The following is a 16,738-nucleotide window of genomic DNA, read 5'->3' on the forward strand; positions in this document are numbered from 1 at the left end:
ATTCTGCCAACACTCAGAACAAATCTTAATGAACCCACTAGATCATCCTGCACTCAGAAACAGATTCGCCCTGTTAGTACCAGCGTATTAAGTACCACAGCACCAAAAGTCGCCCAAACGGAATTACCGGACTAAAAATAACTGTGATTTTCAGACTCTGGCTTCCTGACAAAAACTAACATTCGCGCACTTAATGCGATTGTCAGTTTCCAATCGGTTATCACTGGAAACTTTTCGCCGTTGTCACTTCTCACCCGGAGAACCGACATGAAAACAGCACCTCTGAAACCACTCGGCGCCCTTACCCTGTTGCTGCTGGCGGCAACCGGCCAGAGTCACGCCAATGAACTGTTCCCGGCACTGCCTGCCGATAAAACCATCGGTGTTCAGGTCAAGGTCCAGACCTTCTCCGCCGCCGACGCCCAAAAGGTCAAAAGCACCGGCTTCAGTTTCGTACGCTTTGGCGTGTGGACTGACAGCCTGGGCAGCGCGGCCTATCAAAAGCAGATCAGCGACGCCTTCGCTGTGGCCCGTGCCGCTGGCCTGCCGGTGCTGATGACCTTGCGCGCGACCAAGCCGTTGCCGGCCAATGATCTGACGAACGCCGGCGTCGCGTACGCCAACGCGCTGACCAGCCTGGCAACGACCTACGGCTCGCAACTGGTGGCGATCGAGTTATGGAATGAGCCGGATCTGAACACTTACTGGCCGACCGGGAATTTCGATACGACGTTCGTGCCGTTCATGAGTGCCGCGTGCAAGACGCTGCAGGACAAACCTCAGGCCACCCCGGTGATCGGCTTCGGTTTCGCCCGACCACCCACCGCCGGATCGGCGTCCACGGTGGCGCTCAACCGCATCGTCAGCGAATACCCAAAATGCCTCAGCGCGATTTCCTATCATCCTTATGGCATGACCGGCACGCAGATCAGCAATGCCCAAGCGTTTATCCAGCAGAACTTCCATCTGCCGGGGGTGATCAGCGAATGGGGTATCTCGGCGCTCGCGTCCAACGGGGGTATGGAGGGTCAGGCCAGTAAAATCAGTGCCTTCGTCGCCGATATCAAAACCCGCAACATTGCACTGACGTCGATCTACGAATGGAAAAACAGCGACACAGGCAGCAATGATCGCGAGAAGAATTTCGGTCTTCTGACCGCCGACGGCCAGCCGAAACCGGCGGAAACCGCAGTCAGAACCCAGTTGAGCCAGCATTAGCCCTGACCCTGAGTGCTCAACCGGGGTTAGCTGTCAGTTGCTTTGAACCTGTGACCGGTTTTGGCATCGTATTGATCACTACCGCGCCCCGCCCATCAAGCAACCCTTCTCAGGTTGTTGCCAGCGGGGCCGTCGATACGCCCGGATACCCTTGAGTGACTGTCAGCGCTCGGGTAATGTCGTCAAACCCACAGGACAGAGCACACACATGACTTCCAAGCTGGAACAACTCAAACAGATGACCACCGTGGTTGCCGACACCGGCGACTTCGAAGCGATTGCCCGGGTCAAGCCGGTCGACGCCACCACCAACCCTTCCCTGCTGCTCAAAGCCGCGGCCATTCCGGCTTACGCCGAACTGCTGAACGCCTGCGTCAGCGACTGCAAGGGCGATGTCGGCCTGGCCAGCGACCGTTTCGGCGTCGCGGTGGGCCAGGAAATCCTCAAAGTGATTCCAGGGCGTATTTCCACTGAAGTGGATGCGCGCCTGTCGTTCGACCAGGACGCCGTTCTGAAACGCGCACACCGCCTGATCGAGCTGTACGACAAGGCCGGTATCGGCCGTGACCGCGTGCTGATCAAGATCGCCTCGACCTGGGAAGGCATCCGCGCGGCGGAGATCCTCGAGAAGGAAGGCATCCAGACCAACCTGACCCTGCTGTTCTCCTTCGCCCAGGCCGCCGCGTGCGCCGACGCCGGGGTGTTCCTGATCTCGCCGTTCGTGGGCCGCATCTACGACTGGTACAAGAAGGCCAACGGCAACGACTACACCGGCGCCGATGATCCGGGCGTACAGTCGGTGACGCGCATCTACAACTACTACAAGGCCAATGACTACAAGACCGTGGTCATGGGCGCGAGCTTCCGCAACCTCAGCCAGATCGAGCAACTGGCCGGTTGCGACCGCCTGACCATCAGCCCGGACCTGATCGACAAGCTGGCGGCAGACAACGGCAAACTGGAGCGCAAACTCGCCCCGGGCCACGCCGGTGAAGCACGCCTGAGCCTCAATGAAGCGCAGTTCCGCTGGTTGTCGAACGAAGATGCGATGGCGACCGAGAAACTGGCTGAGGGCATTCGTCAGTTTGCCCGTGATCAGGAGAAGCTTGAGGCGCTGTTGCAGGCCAAGCTGTGATCTGAGCTGGTGAAATGCAAAAAGGGCGAACCTGTGAGGGTTCGCCCTTTTTTATTCAGTCCGCCATGGAAAATGTATCGTCTGATCTAACGCCTTCGCGAGCAAGCTCGCTCCCACAAGGGGATTGGTGATCGACGCTGATCCAGTGTGGGAGCGAGCTTGCTCGCGAAGAGGCCGGCCCAGACAACATCACTTCATCAGATCAGTGTCTTTCCAGGGCATTGACCAGGTCATGAAACGCTTCCCGGTTGGAGTCGTTCAACCCCATGAGGATCTTGTGCGCTTCCAACACCTTGATCCGCACCACTTCTTCCGACTGATCCTGATCCGGCAGGTCGTCCAGGCACTCCGGGCAAGGCACCGGGTGGTTGACGATGTTGAACACCTGCTCGAAGCCCATCGACTGCAACAAACGGGTGATGTCATCGTGGGTGGTGACGACGGTCGGCAACAGGCCGACCTTCTGCCGCGACAGAATCGACAGCTTGGCCAGCAGGCCCAGCGTGGTGCTGTCGATGCTGCGGGTTTCGGTCAAATCGATCACGATCGCGTTGAAATTCAACGCGGTGAAGATTTTCTCAATAGTCGCATCCAACGCCGAACACAGGGTCAGGCGAACTTCACCGACGAACTTCAGGACGAAGGTGCCGTCCTGCTCGGCGAACTGGATTCTACCGGTACTCATTAAAGATTCCTGCTCAACACCAACAGGGCGATATCATCCGGCATCTCCCCTAGCGTGGCCAATCCAAATACTTGCCGCAGACCATCCAGGCTGCCGCCCGCCGACTTCACCCGCTGGGGCAAAGCAGCTTCTTTTTCCTTGAGCGTGGGTTCTGGCAACAGATCCAGAATGCCATCAGACATCAGCGTCAGGCTGAACGTCGGCGGCAGCTCAAGCACGTGATCTTCGTAGGTGGCCTCATTGAAGAGCCCCACCGGCAGACCGCGCCCCTCCAGGTAACGAACACTGTCAGGCGTGTACAACACAGGCAACGGCAGATGGCCGCCGATGCTATAGGTCAACAAACCGGTCTCCTCGTCGATGACTCCACCGACCATTGTGACGTGTTTGCCCAGCTTACAACTGATCAGCCCCCGGTTGATATGACCAAGGACCTCCGAAGGCTTGAATTCCGGCAAGGTGCCGTTGCGCTTGGATTCGAACAGCAAGCGCGTGGTCATGAACTTCAGCAGCACGGTGACGAAGGCTGAAGAAGCGCCGTGACCCGATACGTCCGCCAGGTAAAACGCCACCCGGCGCTCGTCAACTCGGAAATAGTCGACAAAATCACCCGACAGGTACAGCGACGGGATGATCTGGTGCGCAAAGTTGAACTCGTCGATGCTCCACGGGCTTTCCGGCAGCATGTTCATCTGCACCTGGCGACCGGCGTTCTGGTCTTCCTGGAGCAGGTTCAGGCTGGCTTCGAGCTCGCGGTTGGCCTTTTCCAGCTTCTCGCGATAGCGCTGGTTTTCCAGCAGCAGACGCGCACGGTCCAGGGCCCGGCGCACGGAGTGCTCGAGCACGGCCAGATCTTCGAGAGGCTTGATCAGGTAATCCGCCGCGCCCAGGCGCAGCGCCTCGACCGCGTCGTTCATCACGCCGGCGCCCGAAACCACGATCACCGGCGTCTGCGGTGATCGCTCGGTAACCTGACGGATAAGTTCGAGACCGCCCATCTGCGGCATGCGCAGATCGCAGATGACCAAGTCGGGCTTTTCTTGCTCGAATACCTGAAGACCCTGTTGGCCATTGCTGGCCTGCAGGACGCTGAAACCACTGTCTTCCAAATAGGCCGCGAGACTCGCGCGCACTACCTCGTCATCATCGATTATCAGCAGCGTGGCACTGGTTTTTGGCATGTGGGCAAACGGCGCCAGAATTAGGTTGGCGTAGTGGGCAGGCATCGGGCCCTGCGCAGACTACTGGATTCGCTTTCTAGCCTCTCTGCTGCACCGCTTTCGAGCATTGGCTCTGCACACGGTTGCACCAGAGGTGCCCTTCTAAGGCGCAGACGGTACTCCCATCCGCAGAGCGTTTCAAGCATACGCCGATGGTCGCTTGACGACTTTACTTGTCAAATCACCGAGAGTTATAAGAACAGCTCAAACCGTAACCCAATGGAAGGACGAACCTATGAGTCAAACCAGTCGGGACTACAGCGAAAAGCGCGATTTCATCCGCATGCGGGTCGATGCCGATGTCGTGCTGATTCATGAAGGTGATCAGATCAGCGCGGTGTGCATCGACCTCTCCAGCAGCGGCATGCAGGTTGAAGCGCCGCGGCAGTTCGCGGTCGGCGACCGCTTGCGCGTGCGCATAGATTCCGACCATGCGGCACTCAGCGGCCTGGAAGCCGAGACTGAGGTGGTCTGGGTCAAGGCTCAGGAAGGCGATAGCCAGAAGCTCGGCCTGAGCATCCTGAAGATGAAATAACTACACACAAAAAAGGCGACCCTGAGGTCGCCTTTCTGTTTTACCGGTCGAAATTAAAAATCGTCTACGACCTTGCCATCCTTCACTTTGAACTCGCGATTCTGCAAGTAAGCGTTGCGGATGAAGGTGTACTTGTCGCCGCTGATCAGCTTCTCGCTCGACAACAGGCTGGCACGGGTGTCGACGATGTTCAGGCCGAACACCGAGTTACGCACAGGCACGTCGTTGATGTAGCGGTACGGGCCGGTGTAGCTGTCGACGTACCTGGAAGGTGCGTCACGCAGTGTGCTCGGGCCAAGCAACGGCAGCATCACGTACGGGCCACTGCTGACACCCCAGTAGCCAAGGGTCTGGCCGAAATCTTCGTCGCTGCGGTTCAGACCCATCTTGGTGCCGACGTCGAAGAAACCGAGCAGGCCGAAGGTGGTGTTGAAAATGATCCGCGCGGTGTCGACACCGGCGGCGGCAGGTTTGGCCTGCAGAATGTTGTTCGCCAGGTTAGTGACGTCACCGACGTTGCGGAACATGTTGTGGATGCCGTCTTCAAGGAACTGCGGCGTGACAAACTCATAGCCTTGGGCCAAAGGCTTCAGTGCATAGGTGTCGACGAAGTCGTTGAACTGGAAGATCGGACGGTTGACGCTCTCCCAAGGGTCTTCTTCCGTTGCGGCCTGAGTGGCGAACGGAGCCAGCAACAGGCCGGCACATACACAAAGCTGAGCGAGCGGATTGCTCCAGCGCATAGAAAACTCCTTGGATTTGTACTGTCGCGGGCGTCGGGGCCCGGGCATTAAGGCCGTTAGTATAAGCGTAAAAGGCCGTTTGGGCAGTCCGCCAATTGTGCAAACTTGTAGGAACGTTCCCACGCCGCCCTTCATGCACCCGTCACGCAACTGTCACCTACAGTCTCTAGCCTTATCGCTATTTCAGGGACGTTGCCATGTCACATGCCGAAACCTTGCCCTTCGCCGAGCCCGGTCTGACCGCCGTCCTGTTCGGTCTCAGCGGTTGCCTGGTGGATTTCGGTGCCCGCGCGCAACAACAGAGCGGCGTCCTGCCCGAACACGTCGAAGCCACACCCGGTGCGCTCGACAGCCTGCACAGTTTGCAGCGCCAACAGATTCCCTGTGCGTGGCTCGATGAACTGCCCCCTGCCCTCACTCAAGCGCTGGCGGCTGCGCTGCCGGCCTGGATCAAACCTGCACAACACTCGGCAACCCTCAATCCGTGGCCGTCGCCCAACGCTTGCTGGCAAGCGCTGATGGAGCTGAACGTCGCCAGCCTGGACGGCTGCGTGCTGGTCAGCGGCGAACCGCGCCTGCTGCAAGCGGGCCTGAATGCCGGATTGTGGACGATTGGCCTGGCCTCCTGCGGCTCACTGTGCGGCCTGGCGCCGAGCGAATGGCAGGCGCTGACGCAGAAAGAACGCGAACAACGGCGCGGCAAAGCGACCGTGCAACTGTTCAGCCTCGGGGTGCATTCGGTGATTGATCATCTGGGTGAGCTCGACACCTGCCTGGCAGACATCCGCCTGCGTCGCCTCAAAGGTGAAAAGCCCTGATCGGGATCATGCAGGTTCGACGCGAGTGGATTAATCTAAAGGTCAGCCATAGACCTTTGGCGCGCGGCTGCGGTCAATGCCAGTGCCTCTAGATAAAAGGAACCACGTCATGCCCGCTCAAGAACTGCAGAAACAACTCGATACCCTGCGCGAGCAACTGGAGCAGAATCCACCGCTGTCCGAAGCAGAGCGTGAAGATCTGCATGCCCTGATGGCGCAGATCGAATCGGAAATCAAACTGGAGAGCGCCACGCAGTACGCCAGCATCGCTGATGGCGTGAACCTGGCGGTGGAACGCTTTGAAGTGGAACACCCGACTATTGCCGGCACCCTGCGCAATATCTTCAATGCGCTGGGCAGCATGGGGATCTGATCACCCTCCCACGGCAATGCAAAAAGCCCTGCCATCACCGGCAGGGCTTTTTCATTTTCGTGATTTGAAACGTTTTCCCATGTAGGAGTGAGCCTACAGAGGTTGTTTATTGACGGACCAGACGGTGGTTCGGCAGTTGTACAGATTCAGTACTGCGATACGGGTTGATATCCAGACCGCCGCGACGCACGTAACGTGCAAATACCGTGAGTTTCTCCGGCTTCAGCAGGCGCTGCAGGTCGAGGAAAATCCGCTCCACGCACTGTTCGTGGAAGTCCGAATGCTGGCGGAAGCTGACGATGTACTCCAGCAGACTGGCGTGATCCAGTGCCGCACCGCGATATTGCACCACCACGCTGCCCCAGTCCGGCTGGCTGGTGACCGGGCAGTTGGATTTGAGCAGATGGCTGTGCACGCTTTCTTCGACAACCCGCGAATCATCGCAACGCAGCAGTTCCGGACGCGGATGCTCATAGTTGCTGACGCTGATGTCGAGGTCGTCGATGCACACGCCGGGCAACGCCACGACACCTTCCGCTTCGACCTCCTTCAGACTGCGCACCCGCACGCCTACCGGTTTGCCGGCAGCCGCCGACAGGTCCTTGACCAGTGTTGCTTCGAGCGCGGCGATGTCGGCGAACGGCGTCTGGTTCAGCGAGTTCAGATACAGCTTGAACGACTTCGACTCGATGATGTTCGGCGAATCGGCCGGAATGCTGAACTCACCGATCGCCACCACCGGTTTGCCCGACGGCAGCAACCACGACAGTTCGAAGCAGTTCCAGAAATCCACACCTTCATACGGCAGGGTGTCGGCGGTCAGGCCCAGTTCGGCCCACTTCGCGGTGCGCGGGATCGGGAACAACAGGGACGGCGTGTACGTGGCGATGTATTCGCTGGATTTGCCCAGCGGCGAATGTTCGGCTGCGGGATGCATGGCGGAAACCTGACTGAAGAATCAGCGGATTCTACCAGCCTTTGCGCCCGCCTTTGAGTGCTTACTGACTGACCGTCAGTTTGCCGACCATGCCGGCCTGGTAATGACCGGGAATATTGCAGGCAAATTCCAGGCTGGTGGCCTTGCTGAAGGTCCAGGTCAGTTCGGCGGTTGTACCCGGTTCGACCAGCACACTGTTCGGGTCGTCGTGCTTCATGCCGTGGCCCATCGCGGCGTGATCCATGCCCGCCATATCGTGAGACATATCCTTCATGCCGGTCGGCGTAAGCATGCCGCTTTGCTGCATCTGCAACATTTCCTGTTGGTGCCTGGCGTGCATCGCCGCGTCACCCAGGTTGAATTCATGCAGTAACTGGCCTTTATTCACTAGCACAAAACGAACGGTCTCACCGGCCTTGACCTGAATCGCCTTGGGATCGAACGACATATCGCCCATCACCACCTCGATGCTGCGGGTGGCCTTGGCGGCCGGTGCCGGTTGACCGAAGTCATAGGTGTGCGCTGGCGCGGCCCACACCGGCGCGCTCAACGCCAACAAACAGGCGCTCAGCGCCAGGGATTTGCGCAAAAACATGGTCGTACTCCAACAAGATAAAGTTCAGCCTGTGGGAAACTTTAGCCGGCCTGCGCTGGCAGCTACCTGACAGGCAGATTACAACTTTGTCAGGTTGGCGCGTGTTGCCGTTGCGCACGGTATAAAGCCTTCGTGTCTATCACCCCGAGTCGCCCATGAAACTGTTGATCGTCGAAGACCAAGCGAAAACCGGCCAATACCTGCGCCAGGGCCTGACCGAGGCCGGTTTCAACACGGAACTGGTGGCCGACGGCAACAGCGGCCAGCACCTGGCGTTGAGTGGTGATTATGCGCTGTTGATCCTCGACGTGATGCTGCCCGGTCGCAGTGGCTGGCAGATTCTGCAAGCGGTGCGCAGCGCCGGACTGGATACCCCGGTCCTGTTTCTGACGGCCAGGGACGCCGTGGAAGACCGGGTGCACGGCCTTGAACTCGGCGCTGACGATTATCTGGTCAAGCCTTTCGCCTTCTCCGAACTGCTGGCCCGGGTACGCAGCCTGTTGCGCCGCGGCAGCGCCACGCCACAGGAAACCAGCCTGCAACTGGCCGACCTGCGCCTGGACCTGATCCGCCGCCGGGTCGAGCGCAGTGGCCAGCGCATCGACCTGACCGCCAAGGAATTCGCCCTGCTGGAAATGCTCTTGCGCCGCCAGGGTGAAGTGCTGCCGAAGTCGCTGATCGCTTCGCAGGTCTGGGACATGAATTTCGACAGCGACACCAATGTCATCGAAGTGGCGATCCGCCGGTTGCGCCTGAAGATCGACGATGAGTTCCCGAACAAACTGATCCACACCGTGCGCGGCATGGGTTACGTGCTTGAAGAGCGTGGTGCCTGATGCGCCGCTTGTCCTTGAGTTCGCGTCTGGCCCTGTTGTTTGCCGCGTGTACCGCCGTGGTCTCGCTGTTCGCCGGGGTGTTGTTCAACCGCGCCAGCGAGGCGCACTTTATCGAACTCGATCAGCAACAACTGGACGGCAAACTGATCGGCCTGCGCCGCGCCTTGCAGGCTGTCCAACCGGGCACCGGCGAAGCGCGGCTGGCGGATGAAATGAGCCGGCAGGCCGATCTGTCTCTGCGCATCACCGGCAGCGACGGCCAACGCTGGTACGACAGCTCGACGCACATCCCCAAGGAGTTGCCGCAACAACCCGGGCTGGCAACCCTCCGTCAGGATGGCACCGATTACCGCGTGCTCAACGCCCCGCTCTACCCGGATAAAAGCGATTCGCCGCAACTGACACTGTTGCTGGACATCACCCACCACCAACACTTCCTGCAACGCATGCAGCATCTGATCTGGCTGACCGTCGGCCTCTCGGCACTGGCCACCGCGCTGCTCGGCGCCTGGGCGGCACGCAGCGGCTTGCGCCCTTTGCGGCGCATGAGCGCGGTGGCCCGCGGGATTTCCGCCCAATCGCTGAATGCCCGCCTGCCGGAAGGGCAAATGCCGCCCGAGCTTGCGGAAATGGCCCACAGCTTCAACGCCATGCTCGGACGCCTCGACGACTCGTTTCAACGGCTGTCGGCATTCTCGGCCGACATCGCCCATGAACTGCGCACGCCGCTGTCGAATCTGCTGACTCACACCCAGGTCACCCTCACCCGCCCACGGCCGATCGAGGATTACCGCGAAGCTCTGCACAGTAACCTCGAAGAACTGCAATGGATGGCGCAACTGGTCAACGACATGTTGTACCTGGCCAAGGCGGATCACGGTTTGTTGATGCCCAAGCGTGAGGCGCTGGAACTGGCGGACGAGAGCGACGTGTTGCTGGAGTTTTTCGCGCCACTGGCCGAGGACGCCGGGGTGACGCTGAGTCGCGAGGGTAACGCGCAGATAAAAGGTGATCGCAGCATGCTGCGTCGGGCCTTGTCGAATTTGCTCGATAACGCGCTGCGCTTTACCCCGGCGGCGGGCAGCGTGCACCTGTCCATTGTCGATCAGCCGCACGCCGTGCAGGTGTCAGTCGAGAACAGTGGTGACGGGATTTCAGCCGAACTGTTGCCGCGGTTGTTCGACCGCTTTTATCGCGCAGATCCGGCGCGGCAGGAAGGCAGCAGCGAGCATGCGGGGTTGGGGCTGGCGATTACGCAATCTATCGTCCGGGCCCATGGTGGGGAGATTCATTGCGAATCAGAAGCGGGATGGACGCGGTTTGTGATCGAGTTGCCCAAGGGGAAATGAGGCCGGCAGGTCCGGCCCCATCGCGGGCAAGCCCGCTCCCACAGGTATTGAGTTGAATCACCATTTGTGAACGACCCAAAACCCTGTGGGAGCGGGCTTGCCCGCGATGACGATTTCAGCGCTTACGAATATCTCAATGCATGAGCCGGCTCGATCTTCGCCGCCCGCCACGCCGGATACAGCGTCGCCAGGAAGCTCAGAATAAAGCCCGCCGAACAGATCAACAGCACATCCCCACCCTGCAATTCCGACGGCAGATTGCTGACGAAATACACGTCGGAGCTGAAGATATGCTGCCCGGTTACCCGCTCGACCCAGCCGACCATCTCACTGACATTCAGCGCGGCGATCACCCCCAGTACGCCGCCAATGAGGGTGCCGACGATGCCAATCACCGTGCCCTGCACCATGAAGATCGCCATGATCTGCCGGGGCGTGGCGCCAATGGTGCGCAGGATCGCGATGTCCGCGCCCTTGTCGTTCACCACCATGATCAACGTCGCGATGATGTTGAACGCCGCCACGGCGACGATCATCAGCAACAGCAGGCCGATCATGGTTTTTTCCATTTTCATGGCGCTGAACAGGCTGCCCTGGGTGTGGGTCCAGTCGTCAGCCTTGAACTCGGCGCCAAGGCCTGTGGCGATGTCCGAAGACACTTTCGGTGCGGTGTACAAGTCTTTGACCGCCAGCCGCACGCTTTGCACCTGATTCGGTTCCCAGTGCTGCATGGTTGCCGCATCGGCCATGTGGATCAGGCCCATGGAGCCATCCAGCTCAGCGCCGACCTTGAACACACCGACCACATTCAGCCGTTGCATGCGCGGGGTGATGCCGCCCGGTGCGGTGCTGACTTCCGGCACGATCAGGGTCAACTTGTCGCCAACGTTGAGGCGAAAGCGCCGCGCGGTGATTTCACCGATCACCACACCAAACTCGCCCGGCTTCAGGGCATCGAGACGCCCCTGCACGATGTGCTGCGCCACAATCGACACCTTGCCTTCCTGGGCCGGGTCGATGCCGCTGATCTGGATCGGCTGCATCAAGCCCTTGTAGGACAGCATGCCTTCCATCTCGGTGAACGGTACGGCGGCGGTGACTTCGGGATTTTTCATCGCGGCGGCGGCCACCGGCTGCCAGTCATCAATCGGCTTGACGCCGACGATGGTCGCGTGGGGCACCATGCCGAGGATGCGCGAGCTCATTTCGCGCTGAAAGCCGTTCATCACCGACAACACCACGATCATCGCCAGCACGCCGAGGGCGAGGCCGATCATCGAGGTCATCGAAATGAACGAAACAAAGCGATTGCGGCGCTTGGCGCGGGTATAGCGCGTGCCGATAAAGATCGATAACGGTCTGAACATTCGCTGGGGCACCGTATAAAAATAAAAGACCCGGCGCCTTTACAGGCACCGGGTTTCAGCCGGTCAGATAGGCGTCAGGCAGCCTTCCTGCAACTGCAGGACGCGATCCATCTGACGAGCCAGGTTCATGTCGTGAGTCACCACCAGGAACGCCGTGCGCATCGACGTGCTCAGCTCCAGCATCAGGTCCTGAATGCCTTCGGCGGTGTGGGAGTCGAGGTTGCCGGTGGGCTCGTCGAGCATCACCAGACCCGGGTTGTTCACCAGGGCGCGGGCAATGGCCACACGCTGACGCTCGCCACCGGACAACTCGGCCGGTTTGTGCTCCAGACGGTGCCCGAGGCCGACTCGCTCCAGCAAGGCCGTGGCGCGCTGGCGCGCCTCTGGGATCGCGGTCTTGCCGATCAGCAGCGGCATGCAGACGTTCTCCAGCGCCGTGAATTCCGGCAGCAAGTGGTGGAACTGGTACACGAACCCGAGGGCACGGTTACGCAGCAGGCCACGCTTCTTCTCGCTCAGGGCCGACAACTCTTCGCCGTCGAGCCAGACGCTGCCCTGGGTCGGCGTATCGAGGCCGCCGAGCAGGTTGAGCAAAGTACTTTTGCCCGAACCGGATTTGCCGACGATCGCCACACGCTCGCCCGGGTGCAACTCCAGTTGCAGACCGGCCAGCACTTCCACCGATTCCGGGCCTTCCTCATAGGATTTGCCCAGGTTGCGACAGCTCAGGATTGCTTGTTCACTCATGCCCGACTCACTCATAACGTAACGCCTCCGCCGGCTGGGTGCGCGCGGCACGCCAGGCGGGATACAGGGTGGCGAGGAAACTCAGGACCAACGCAGCGGCACAGACCATGACCACGTCCTGGCTCTGCACCTGCGACGGCAGGTAATCAATGAAATACACGTCGGCATTCAGGAATTTATGGCCGATCAGCCCTTCGAGGGCCGAGATCGCCGCGCTGACGTTGAGCGCGGCGAAAATCCCCACCACGGCACCGATCGCCGTGCCGACCACGCCGATCACCGTGCCCTGCACCATGAACGTGCGCATGATCGTGCCCGGCGTGGCGCCCAATGTGCGCAGAATGGCGATGTCGCCCTTCTTGTCGTTGACCACCATCACCAGCGTGGAAATGATGTTGAACGCAGCCACGGCGACGATCAGCAGCAACAACAGGCCGATCATGGCTTTTTCCATGCGGATGGCCTGATACAGATTGCCGTGGGTACGGGTCCAGTCGCGGGCGTAATAATGGTCTTCACCGAGTTGCTGGGCGATGTTCCACGCCACACGCGGCGCCTGGAACAGGTCGTCGAACTTCAGGCGGATGCCCTGCACCTGATCAGGTTTCCAGCGGTGCATCTTCGCCAGATCCTGCAGGTTGGTCACGCCCAGATAACCGTCGAGCTCACCGGCGCCGACATGGAAAATGCCCACAACGGTGAAGCGCTTCATACGCGGGAACATCCCCGCCGGGGTCAGACTGACCTCCGGTGCGACGAAGGTGATCTTGTCACCGATGCCCACCCCGAGCTTGGTCGCGGCCTTGTCGCCGATCACAATGCCGAAGCTGCCCGGCGTCAGATCGTCGAGTTTGCCCTGCTGCATGAAGTTGTCGATGATCGACACATTGCGCTCGAGCGCAGGGTCGATGGCGTTGAGCAACACCTTGGACACCTGACCGTTATTGGTCAGCAGGCCCTGCATCTGGGTGAATGGCGCAACGGCCGTCACCTGCGGGTTCTGCTTGACCTTGGCGGCAAGGCCTTGCCAATCGTTGATCGGCTCGGTGGATTCGATGGTCGCGTGGGGCACCATGCCCAGCACACGGGTGCGCATCTCATGATCGAAGCCGTTCATCACCGATAGCACCACGATCATCACGACCACGCCAAGGGCGAGCCCGATCATCGAAGTCAGGGAAATGAATGACACAAAATGATTGCGACGCTTTGCACGGGTATAACGCGTGCCGATAAATACGAAGAGAGGTCTGAACATGTCGGGGCTTGTTCGGAGGGAAAAAGAACGTCCTTGTGGCGGGGGTCGATAACCAGCTTTACACTCAGACCACCGCCGCTACCATGGGTTCGCCATGTCGACATTAGATGAAGAAGATCGCCGCGAATACTACCGTATCGAGGACACGATCGCACTGGAAATTCAGCCCCTGTCCGCTCTCGAAGCCGCAGGCCAGGAAGTGTTGCAGGATGCTTCCCCGCTCTTCAACCTGCTCAGTGAACTGCACCTGAGTGAATTCGAGTCGCAACACCTGTTGCGCCAGATCAGCGAGCGCGACCGGGCCATCGCCGCGTTCCTCAAATCACAGAACAAGCGCATCGACCTGCTCAGCCAGGTGGTCGCCCTGACCGTGCTCGGCCACATCGGCGAGCCGCAACCGGTAATCATCTCCGAAGGCGGGATCGACTTTCAGCACCCGACCGCGCTCGCCGCTGGCGCGCACCTGTCGGTGAAACTGGTGCTGATGCCGCAGGCGCTCGGCCTGTTGCTGCGCGCCCGCGTCACCCATTGCGATCGCAAGGGCGACGGCTACGACGTCGGCACCGAGTTCGAACACTTGACCGACGCCCAGCGCCAGTTGCTCGCGCGCTATATCTTGCAGAAGCAGGCCCAGGAACGACGCCTGGCCCGCGAACAGAACGAATCTGGCATTTAATTTAAGGAAGCACCGTGACCCTCATCTACGGCCACCGCGGCGCCAAGGGCGAAGCACCGGAAAATACCCTGACCAGTTTTCAGGAATGTCTCAAACACGGCGTGCGCCGTTGCGAACTGGACCTGCACCTGTCCAAGGACGGCGAGTTGATGGTCATCCACGACCCGACCCTCAAGCGCACCACCGACCGCCGTGGCAAGGTCGTCGAGCACAGCGCCGCGGAACTTGTGACCTACGACGCGCGCAAGGGCGGCCCGGGCTGGATCAAGCCGTGCCCGATTCCAACGCTGGAAGAATTGTTTGAGCAGTGTGATTTCGAGCACTGGCAACTGGAAGTCAAAAGTGCGTCGCGCACCCGCGCTGCAACCACCGTGCTGGCGATTCGCGAAATGGCCCAGCGCCATGGCTTGCTCGACAAGGTGACCATTACTTCGAGTTCGAGGGAAGTGCTGAAAGCGGCACTGGACCTGGTGCCGGACGTGTCACGCGGACTGGTAGCCGAATACGCCTGGCTCGACCCGTTGAAGGTCGCGGCCAACTATGGCTGTGAGATTCTGGCGCTGAACTGGACGCTGTGTACGCCGGAACGCCTGCAGAAGGCGCAGCGTCAGGGGCTGCATGTGTCGGTGTGGACCGTCAACGAGCCTGCGCTGATGCGCAGACTCGCCGACTTCGGCGTTGACAGCCTGATTACAGACTTTCCCGGTTTGGCCACTGCCACCCTCGAGAATTGCTGAAATCGGTCTCCCCGGCCGGCTCAGGCCACCGGCCGGAGCCCGTCAAAAAAGCCGGTTGAGGCCGTCGTACGCCGCTACCCGATAGGCTTCGGCCATGGTCGGGTAGTTGAACGTGGTGTTGACGAAGTACTTCAGCGTATTCAACTCACCCGGCTGGCTCATGATTGCCTGACCGATGTGCACGATCTCCGACGCCTGATAACCGAAGCAGTGCACGCCCAGTACTTCCAGGGTTTCACGGTGGAACAGGATCTTCAGCATGCCTTGCGGCTCGCCGGCGATCTGTGCACGCGCCATGCTCTTGAAGAACGCCTTGCCGACTTCGTACGGCACCTTGGCCTGGGTCAGTTCCTGCTCGTTCTTGCCGATCGAGCTGATCTCCGGAATGGTGTAGATACCGGTCGGCACGTCATTCACAAAGCGCCAGCTGCCGTTATCGACAATGCTGCCGGCTGCCGAACGACCCTGGTCGTGGGCGGCACTGGCCAGGCTCGGCCAGCCGATCACATCGCCGGCACCGTAGATGTTCGGCACGCAGGTGCGGTAGGCCTCGTCGACTTCGATCTGGCCACGGCTGTTGACCTTGACGCCGATGTTTTCCAGACCGAGCTGGTCGGTGTTACCGGTACGGCCGTTGCACCAGAGCAAGGCGTCGGCCTTGATCTTCTTGCCGGATTTGAGGTGCAGGATCACGCCGTTATCGACGCCTTCAACGCGATCGTAATCTTCGTTGTGGCGCACGGTGATGTTGTTGTTGCTGAAGTGGTAGCTCAGCGCCTGGGAGATTTCCGAGTCGAGGAAGCTCAGCAACTGACCGCGGTTGTCCACCAGCTCAACCAATACCCCCAGGCCACTGAAGATCGAGGCGTATTCGCAACCGATCACGCCGGCGCCGTAAACGATCAGTTTGCGCGGGGTGTGGCCGAGGCTGAGGATGGTGTCGCTATCGTAGATGCGCGGGTGGTGGAAATCGATGTCCGCCGGGCGATACGGGCGCGAACCGGTGGCGATGATGATGTGCTTGGCCACCAGTTTCTCGACCACGCCGTTGGCGCAGACCACTTCGATGGTTTGCTCGTCGGCGAAGCTGCCGGTGCCGAAGAACACGTCGACGCGGTTACGGGCGTAGTAGCCGGTACGCGAAGCGACTTGTTTGGAAATGACTTTCTCGGCGCTTTTCAACACGTCCGGGAAGGAGAACCAGCGCGGCTCGCCGATCGCCCGGAACATCGGGTTGGTGTTGAACTGCATGATCTGCCGCACCGAGTGACGCAGGGCCTTGGACGGGATGGTACCGAGGTGGGTGCAGTTACCGCCGACCTGGCGACGGCTGTCGACCATCGCGACCTTGCGCCCTGCTTTGGCGGCGTTCATTGCCGCGCCTTCTCCCGCCGGGCCGGAACCCAACACCACCACGTCGTAGTTGTAGACAGCCATGCGTACTCCTCAGAACAGGCCGCGATGCCAGCAGCACCGACGGCTAAATCACGCCGAATCGCGGCGCGAAGG

18 protein-coding genes are annotated in these 16,738 nt (G+C 60.2%); 9 read left to right on the plus strand and 9 right to left on the minus strand.

Annotated features, from left to right (window positions below; genetic code table 11):
* The first annotated feature begins 267 nt into the window (after window positions 1-267).
* Both ACXX9E_RS24220 and tal read left to right on the plus strand, forming a co-directional pair.
* The gene (locus tag ACXX9E_RS24220; protein ID WP_458556332.1) at window positions 268-1,218 is read left to right on the plus strand and encodes a glycosyl hydrolase family 5; all 951 of its coding nucleotides are present in this window, start codon (window positions 268-270) and stop codon (window positions 1,216-1,218) included.
* 208 nt (window positions 1,219-1,426) lie between these two features.
* Window positions 1,427-2,353 carry a transaldolase gene (tal, locus tag ACXX9E_RS24225; protein WP_123461976.1) on the plus strand — a complete coding sequence of 309 codons (927 nt, stop codon included), beginning with the start codon at window positions 1,427-1,429 and terminating at the stop codon, window positions 2,351-2,353.
* Between the two features lie 202 nt (window positions 2,354-2,555).
* On the opposite strand, the gene rssC is transcribed toward tal, so the two are convergent.
* On the minus strand, window positions 2,556-3,038 hold the full coding sequence (gene rssC / locus ACXX9E_RS24230; RefSeq protein ID WP_042560140.1) for an anti-sigma factor antagonist RssC: 483 nt from the start codon (window positions 3,036-3,038) through the stop codon (window positions 2,556-2,558).
* Window positions 3,038-4,219, minus strand: a complete 1,182-nt coding sequence (gene rssB, locus ACXX9E_RS24235) for a two-component system response regulator RssB (protein ID WP_123462941.1) — start codon at window positions 4,217-4,219, stop codon at window positions 3,038-3,040. The genes rssC and rssB overlap by 1 nt, the downstream gene beginning before the upstream one ends.
* A gap of 274 nt (window positions 4,220-4,493) precedes the next feature.
* On the opposite strand from rssB, the gene ACXX9E_RS24240 reads away from it, so the two are divergent.
* Complete coding sequence (locus ACXX9E_RS24240; RefSeq protein WP_128614509.1) at window positions 4,494-4,793, plus strand: PilZ domain-containing protein; 300 nt, start codon at window positions 4,494-4,496, stop codon at window positions 4,791-4,793.
* Between the two features lie 53 nt (window positions 4,794-4,846).
* On the opposite strand, the gene ACXX9E_RS24245 is transcribed toward ACXX9E_RS24240, so the two are convergent.
* Window positions 4,847-5,536 (minus strand): MlaA family lipoprotein, encoded by a 690-nt coding sequence (locus ACXX9E_RS24245; protein ID WP_123461971.1) that lies wholly within the window; start codon window positions 5,534-5,536, stop codon window positions 4,847-4,849.
* Between the two features lie 197 nt (window positions 5,537-5,733).
* Here ACXX9E_RS24245 and pcrP point away from each other — a divergent pair, with 197 nt between their 5' ends.
* Together pcrP and ACXX9E_RS24255 are read left to right on the plus strand one after the other, a co-directional pair.
* On the plus strand, window positions 5,734-6,354 hold the full coding sequence (gene pcrP, locus ACXX9E_RS24250) for an HAD superfamily inactivated hydrolase PcrP (protein WP_267805207.1): 621 nt from the start codon (window positions 5,734-5,736) through the stop codon (window positions 6,352-6,354).
* A 109-nt stretch (window positions 6,355-6,463) separates the two neighbouring features.
* Window positions 6,464-6,727: a DUF4404 family protein gene (locus ACXX9E_RS24255; RefSeq protein WP_128614507.1), complete on the plus strand. Its 264-nt coding sequence runs from the start codon at window positions 6,464-6,466 to the stop codon at window positions 6,725-6,727.
* Between the two features lie 106 nt (window positions 6,728-6,833).
* Here ACXX9E_RS24255 and queF read toward each other — a convergent pair whose 3' ends face one another.
* Window positions 6,834-7,664, minus strand: a complete 831-nt coding sequence (queF, locus tag ACXX9E_RS24260; RefSeq protein WP_123461965.1) for an NADPH-dependent 7-cyano-7-deazaguanine reductase QueF — start codon at window positions 7,662-7,664, stop codon at window positions 6,834-6,836.
* Window positions 7,665-7,725: 61 nt separating this feature from the next.
* Window positions 7,726-8,259 (minus strand): copper-resistant cuproprotein CopI, encoded by a 534-nt coding sequence (gene copI, locus ACXX9E_RS24265; protein WP_128614506.1) that lies wholly within the window; start codon window positions 8,257-8,259, stop codon window positions 7,726-7,728.
* Window positions 8,260-8,414: 155 nt separating this feature from the next.
* Here copI and ACXX9E_RS24270 point away from each other — a divergent pair, with 155 nt between their 5' ends.
* The gene (locus ACXX9E_RS24270) at window positions 8,415-9,095 is read left to right on the plus strand and encodes a heavy metal response regulator transcription factor (protein WP_128614505.1); all 681 of its coding nucleotides are present in this window, start codon (window positions 8,415-8,417) and stop codon (window positions 9,093-9,095) included.
* Window positions 9,095-10,444, plus strand: coding sequence for a heavy metal sensor histidine kinase (locus ACXX9E_RS24275; RefSeq protein WP_322373720.1), 1,350 nt, complete (start codon window positions 9,095-9,097; stop codon window positions 10,442-10,444). Before ACXX9E_RS24270 ends, ACXX9E_RS24275 begins: the two co-directional genes overlap by 1 nt.
* Window positions 10,445-10,566: 122 nt before the next feature.
* Here the strand turns inward: ACXX9E_RS24275 and ACXX9E_RS24280 are convergent, their stop codons facing one another.
* The 3 genes from ACXX9E_RS24280 to ACXX9E_RS24290 all read right to left on the minus strand — a co-directional run bounded on the left by ACXX9E_RS24280 (window position 10,567) and on the right by ACXX9E_RS24290 (window position 13,816).
* Window positions 10,567-11,811, minus strand: a complete 1,245-nt coding sequence (locus ACXX9E_RS24280; RefSeq protein WP_457238076.1) for a lipoprotein-releasing ABC transporter permease subunit — start codon at window positions 11,809-11,811, stop codon at window positions 10,567-10,569.
* Between the two features lie 63 nt (window positions 11,812-11,874).
* A complete protein-coding gene (gene lolD / locus ACXX9E_RS24285) occupies window positions 11,875-12,573 on the minus strand; it encodes a lipoprotein-releasing ABC transporter ATP-binding protein LolD (protein ID WP_123461955.1) in 699 nt (232 codons plus the stop codon).
* Window positions 12,566-13,816: a lipoprotein-releasing ABC transporter permease subunit gene (locus tag ACXX9E_RS24290; RefSeq protein WP_123461954.1), complete on the minus strand. Its 1,251-nt coding sequence runs from the start codon at window positions 13,814-13,816 to the stop codon at window positions 12,566-12,568. The genes lolD and ACXX9E_RS24290 overlap by 8 nt, the downstream gene beginning before the upstream one ends.
* A gap of 94 nt (window positions 13,817-13,910) precedes the next feature.
* On the opposite strand from ACXX9E_RS24290, the gene ACXX9E_RS24295 reads away from it, so the two are divergent.
* Entirely contained in the window at window positions 13,911-14,492 is a 582-nt protein-coding gene (locus ACXX9E_RS24295; RefSeq protein WP_458556333.1) for a PilZ domain-containing protein, read from the plus strand.
* Window positions 14,493-14,506: 14 nt separating this feature from the next.
* Window positions 14,507-15,229 carry a glycerophosphodiester phosphodiesterase gene (locus ACXX9E_RS24300; RefSeq protein WP_222832405.1) on the plus strand — a complete coding sequence of 241 codons (723 nt, stop codon included), beginning with the start codon at window positions 14,507-14,509 and terminating at the stop codon, window positions 15,227-15,229.
* Between the two features lie 42 nt (window positions 15,230-15,271).
* On the opposite strand, the gene sthA is transcribed toward ACXX9E_RS24300, so the two are convergent.
* Window positions 15,272-16,666 carry a Si-specific NAD(P)(+) transhydrogenase gene (gene sthA / locus ACXX9E_RS24305; RefSeq protein WP_064117858.1) on the minus strand — a complete coding sequence of 465 codons (1,395 nt, stop codon included), beginning with the start codon at window positions 16,664-16,666 and terminating at the stop codon, window positions 15,272-15,274.
* Window positions 16,667-16,738 lie beyond the last annotated feature (72 nt).

The sequence above is a fragment of the Pseudomonas sp. GNP014 genome, from assembly GCF_054344005.1.

Bases quoted from the DNA above. Each gene is read 5' to 3' on its own strand.
- ACXX9E_RS24220 (WP_458556332.1), top strand. From the start codon at position 268: ATGAAAACAGCACCTCTGAAACCACTCGGCGCCCTTACCCTGTTGCTG.
- tal (WP_123461976.1), top strand. From the start codon at position 1,427: ATGACTTCCAAGCTGGAACAACTCAAACAGATGACCACCGTGGTTGCC.
- rssC (WP_042560140.1), bottom strand. From the start codon at position 3,038: ATGAGTACCGGTAGAATCCAGTTCGCCGAGCAGGACGGCACCTTCGTC.
- rssB (WP_123462941.1), bottom strand. From the start codon at position 4,219: ATGCCAAAAACCAGTGCCACGCTGCTGATAATCGATGATGACGAGGTA.
- ACXX9E_RS24240 (WP_128614509.1), top strand. From the start codon at position 4,494: ATGAGTCAAACCAGTCGGGACTACAGCGAAAAGCGCGATTTCATCCGC.
- ACXX9E_RS24245 (WP_123461971.1), bottom strand. From the start codon at position 5,536: ATGCGCTGGAGCAATCCGCTCGCTCAGCTTTGTGTATGTGCCGGCCTG.
- pcrP (WP_267805207.1), top strand. From the start codon at position 5,734: ATGTCACATGCCGAAACCTTGCCCTTCGCCGAGCCCGGTCTGACCGCC.
- ACXX9E_RS24255 (WP_128614507.1), top strand. From the start codon at position 6,464: ATGCCCGCTCAAGAACTGCAGAAACAACTCGATACCCTGCGCGAGCAA.
- queF (WP_123461965.1), bottom strand. From the start codon at position 7,664: ATGCATCCCGCAGCCGAACATTCGCCGCTGGGCAAATCCAGCGAATAC.
- copI (WP_128614506.1), bottom strand. From the start codon at position 8,259: ATGTTTTTGCGCAAATCCCTGGCGCTGAGCGCCTGTTTGTTGGCGTTG.
- ACXX9E_RS24270 (WP_128614505.1), top strand. From the start codon at position 8,415: ATGAAACTGTTGATCGTCGAAGACCAAGCGAAAACCGGCCAATACCTG.
- ACXX9E_RS24275 (WP_322373720.1), top strand. From the start codon at position 9,095: ATGCGCCGCTTGTCCTTGAGTTCGCGTCTGGCCCTGTTGTTTGCCGCG.
- ACXX9E_RS24280 (WP_457238076.1), bottom strand. From the start codon at position 11,811: ATGTTCAGACCGTTATCGATCTTTATCGGCACGCGCTATACCCGCGCC.
- lolD (WP_123461955.1), bottom strand. From the start codon at position 12,573: ATGAGTGAGTCGGGCATGAGTGAACAAGCAATCCTGAGCTGTCGCAAC.
- ACXX9E_RS24290 (WP_123461954.1), bottom strand. From the start codon at position 13,816: ATGTTCAGACCTCTCTTCGTATTTATCGGCACGCGTTATACCCGTGCA.
- ACXX9E_RS24295 (WP_458556333.1), top strand. From the start codon at position 13,911: ATGTCGACATTAGATGAAGAAGATCGCCGCGAATACTACCGTATCGAG.
- sthA (WP_064117858.1), bottom strand. From the start codon at position 16,666: ATGGCTGTCTACAACTACGACGTGGTGGTGTTGGGTTCCGGCCCGGCG.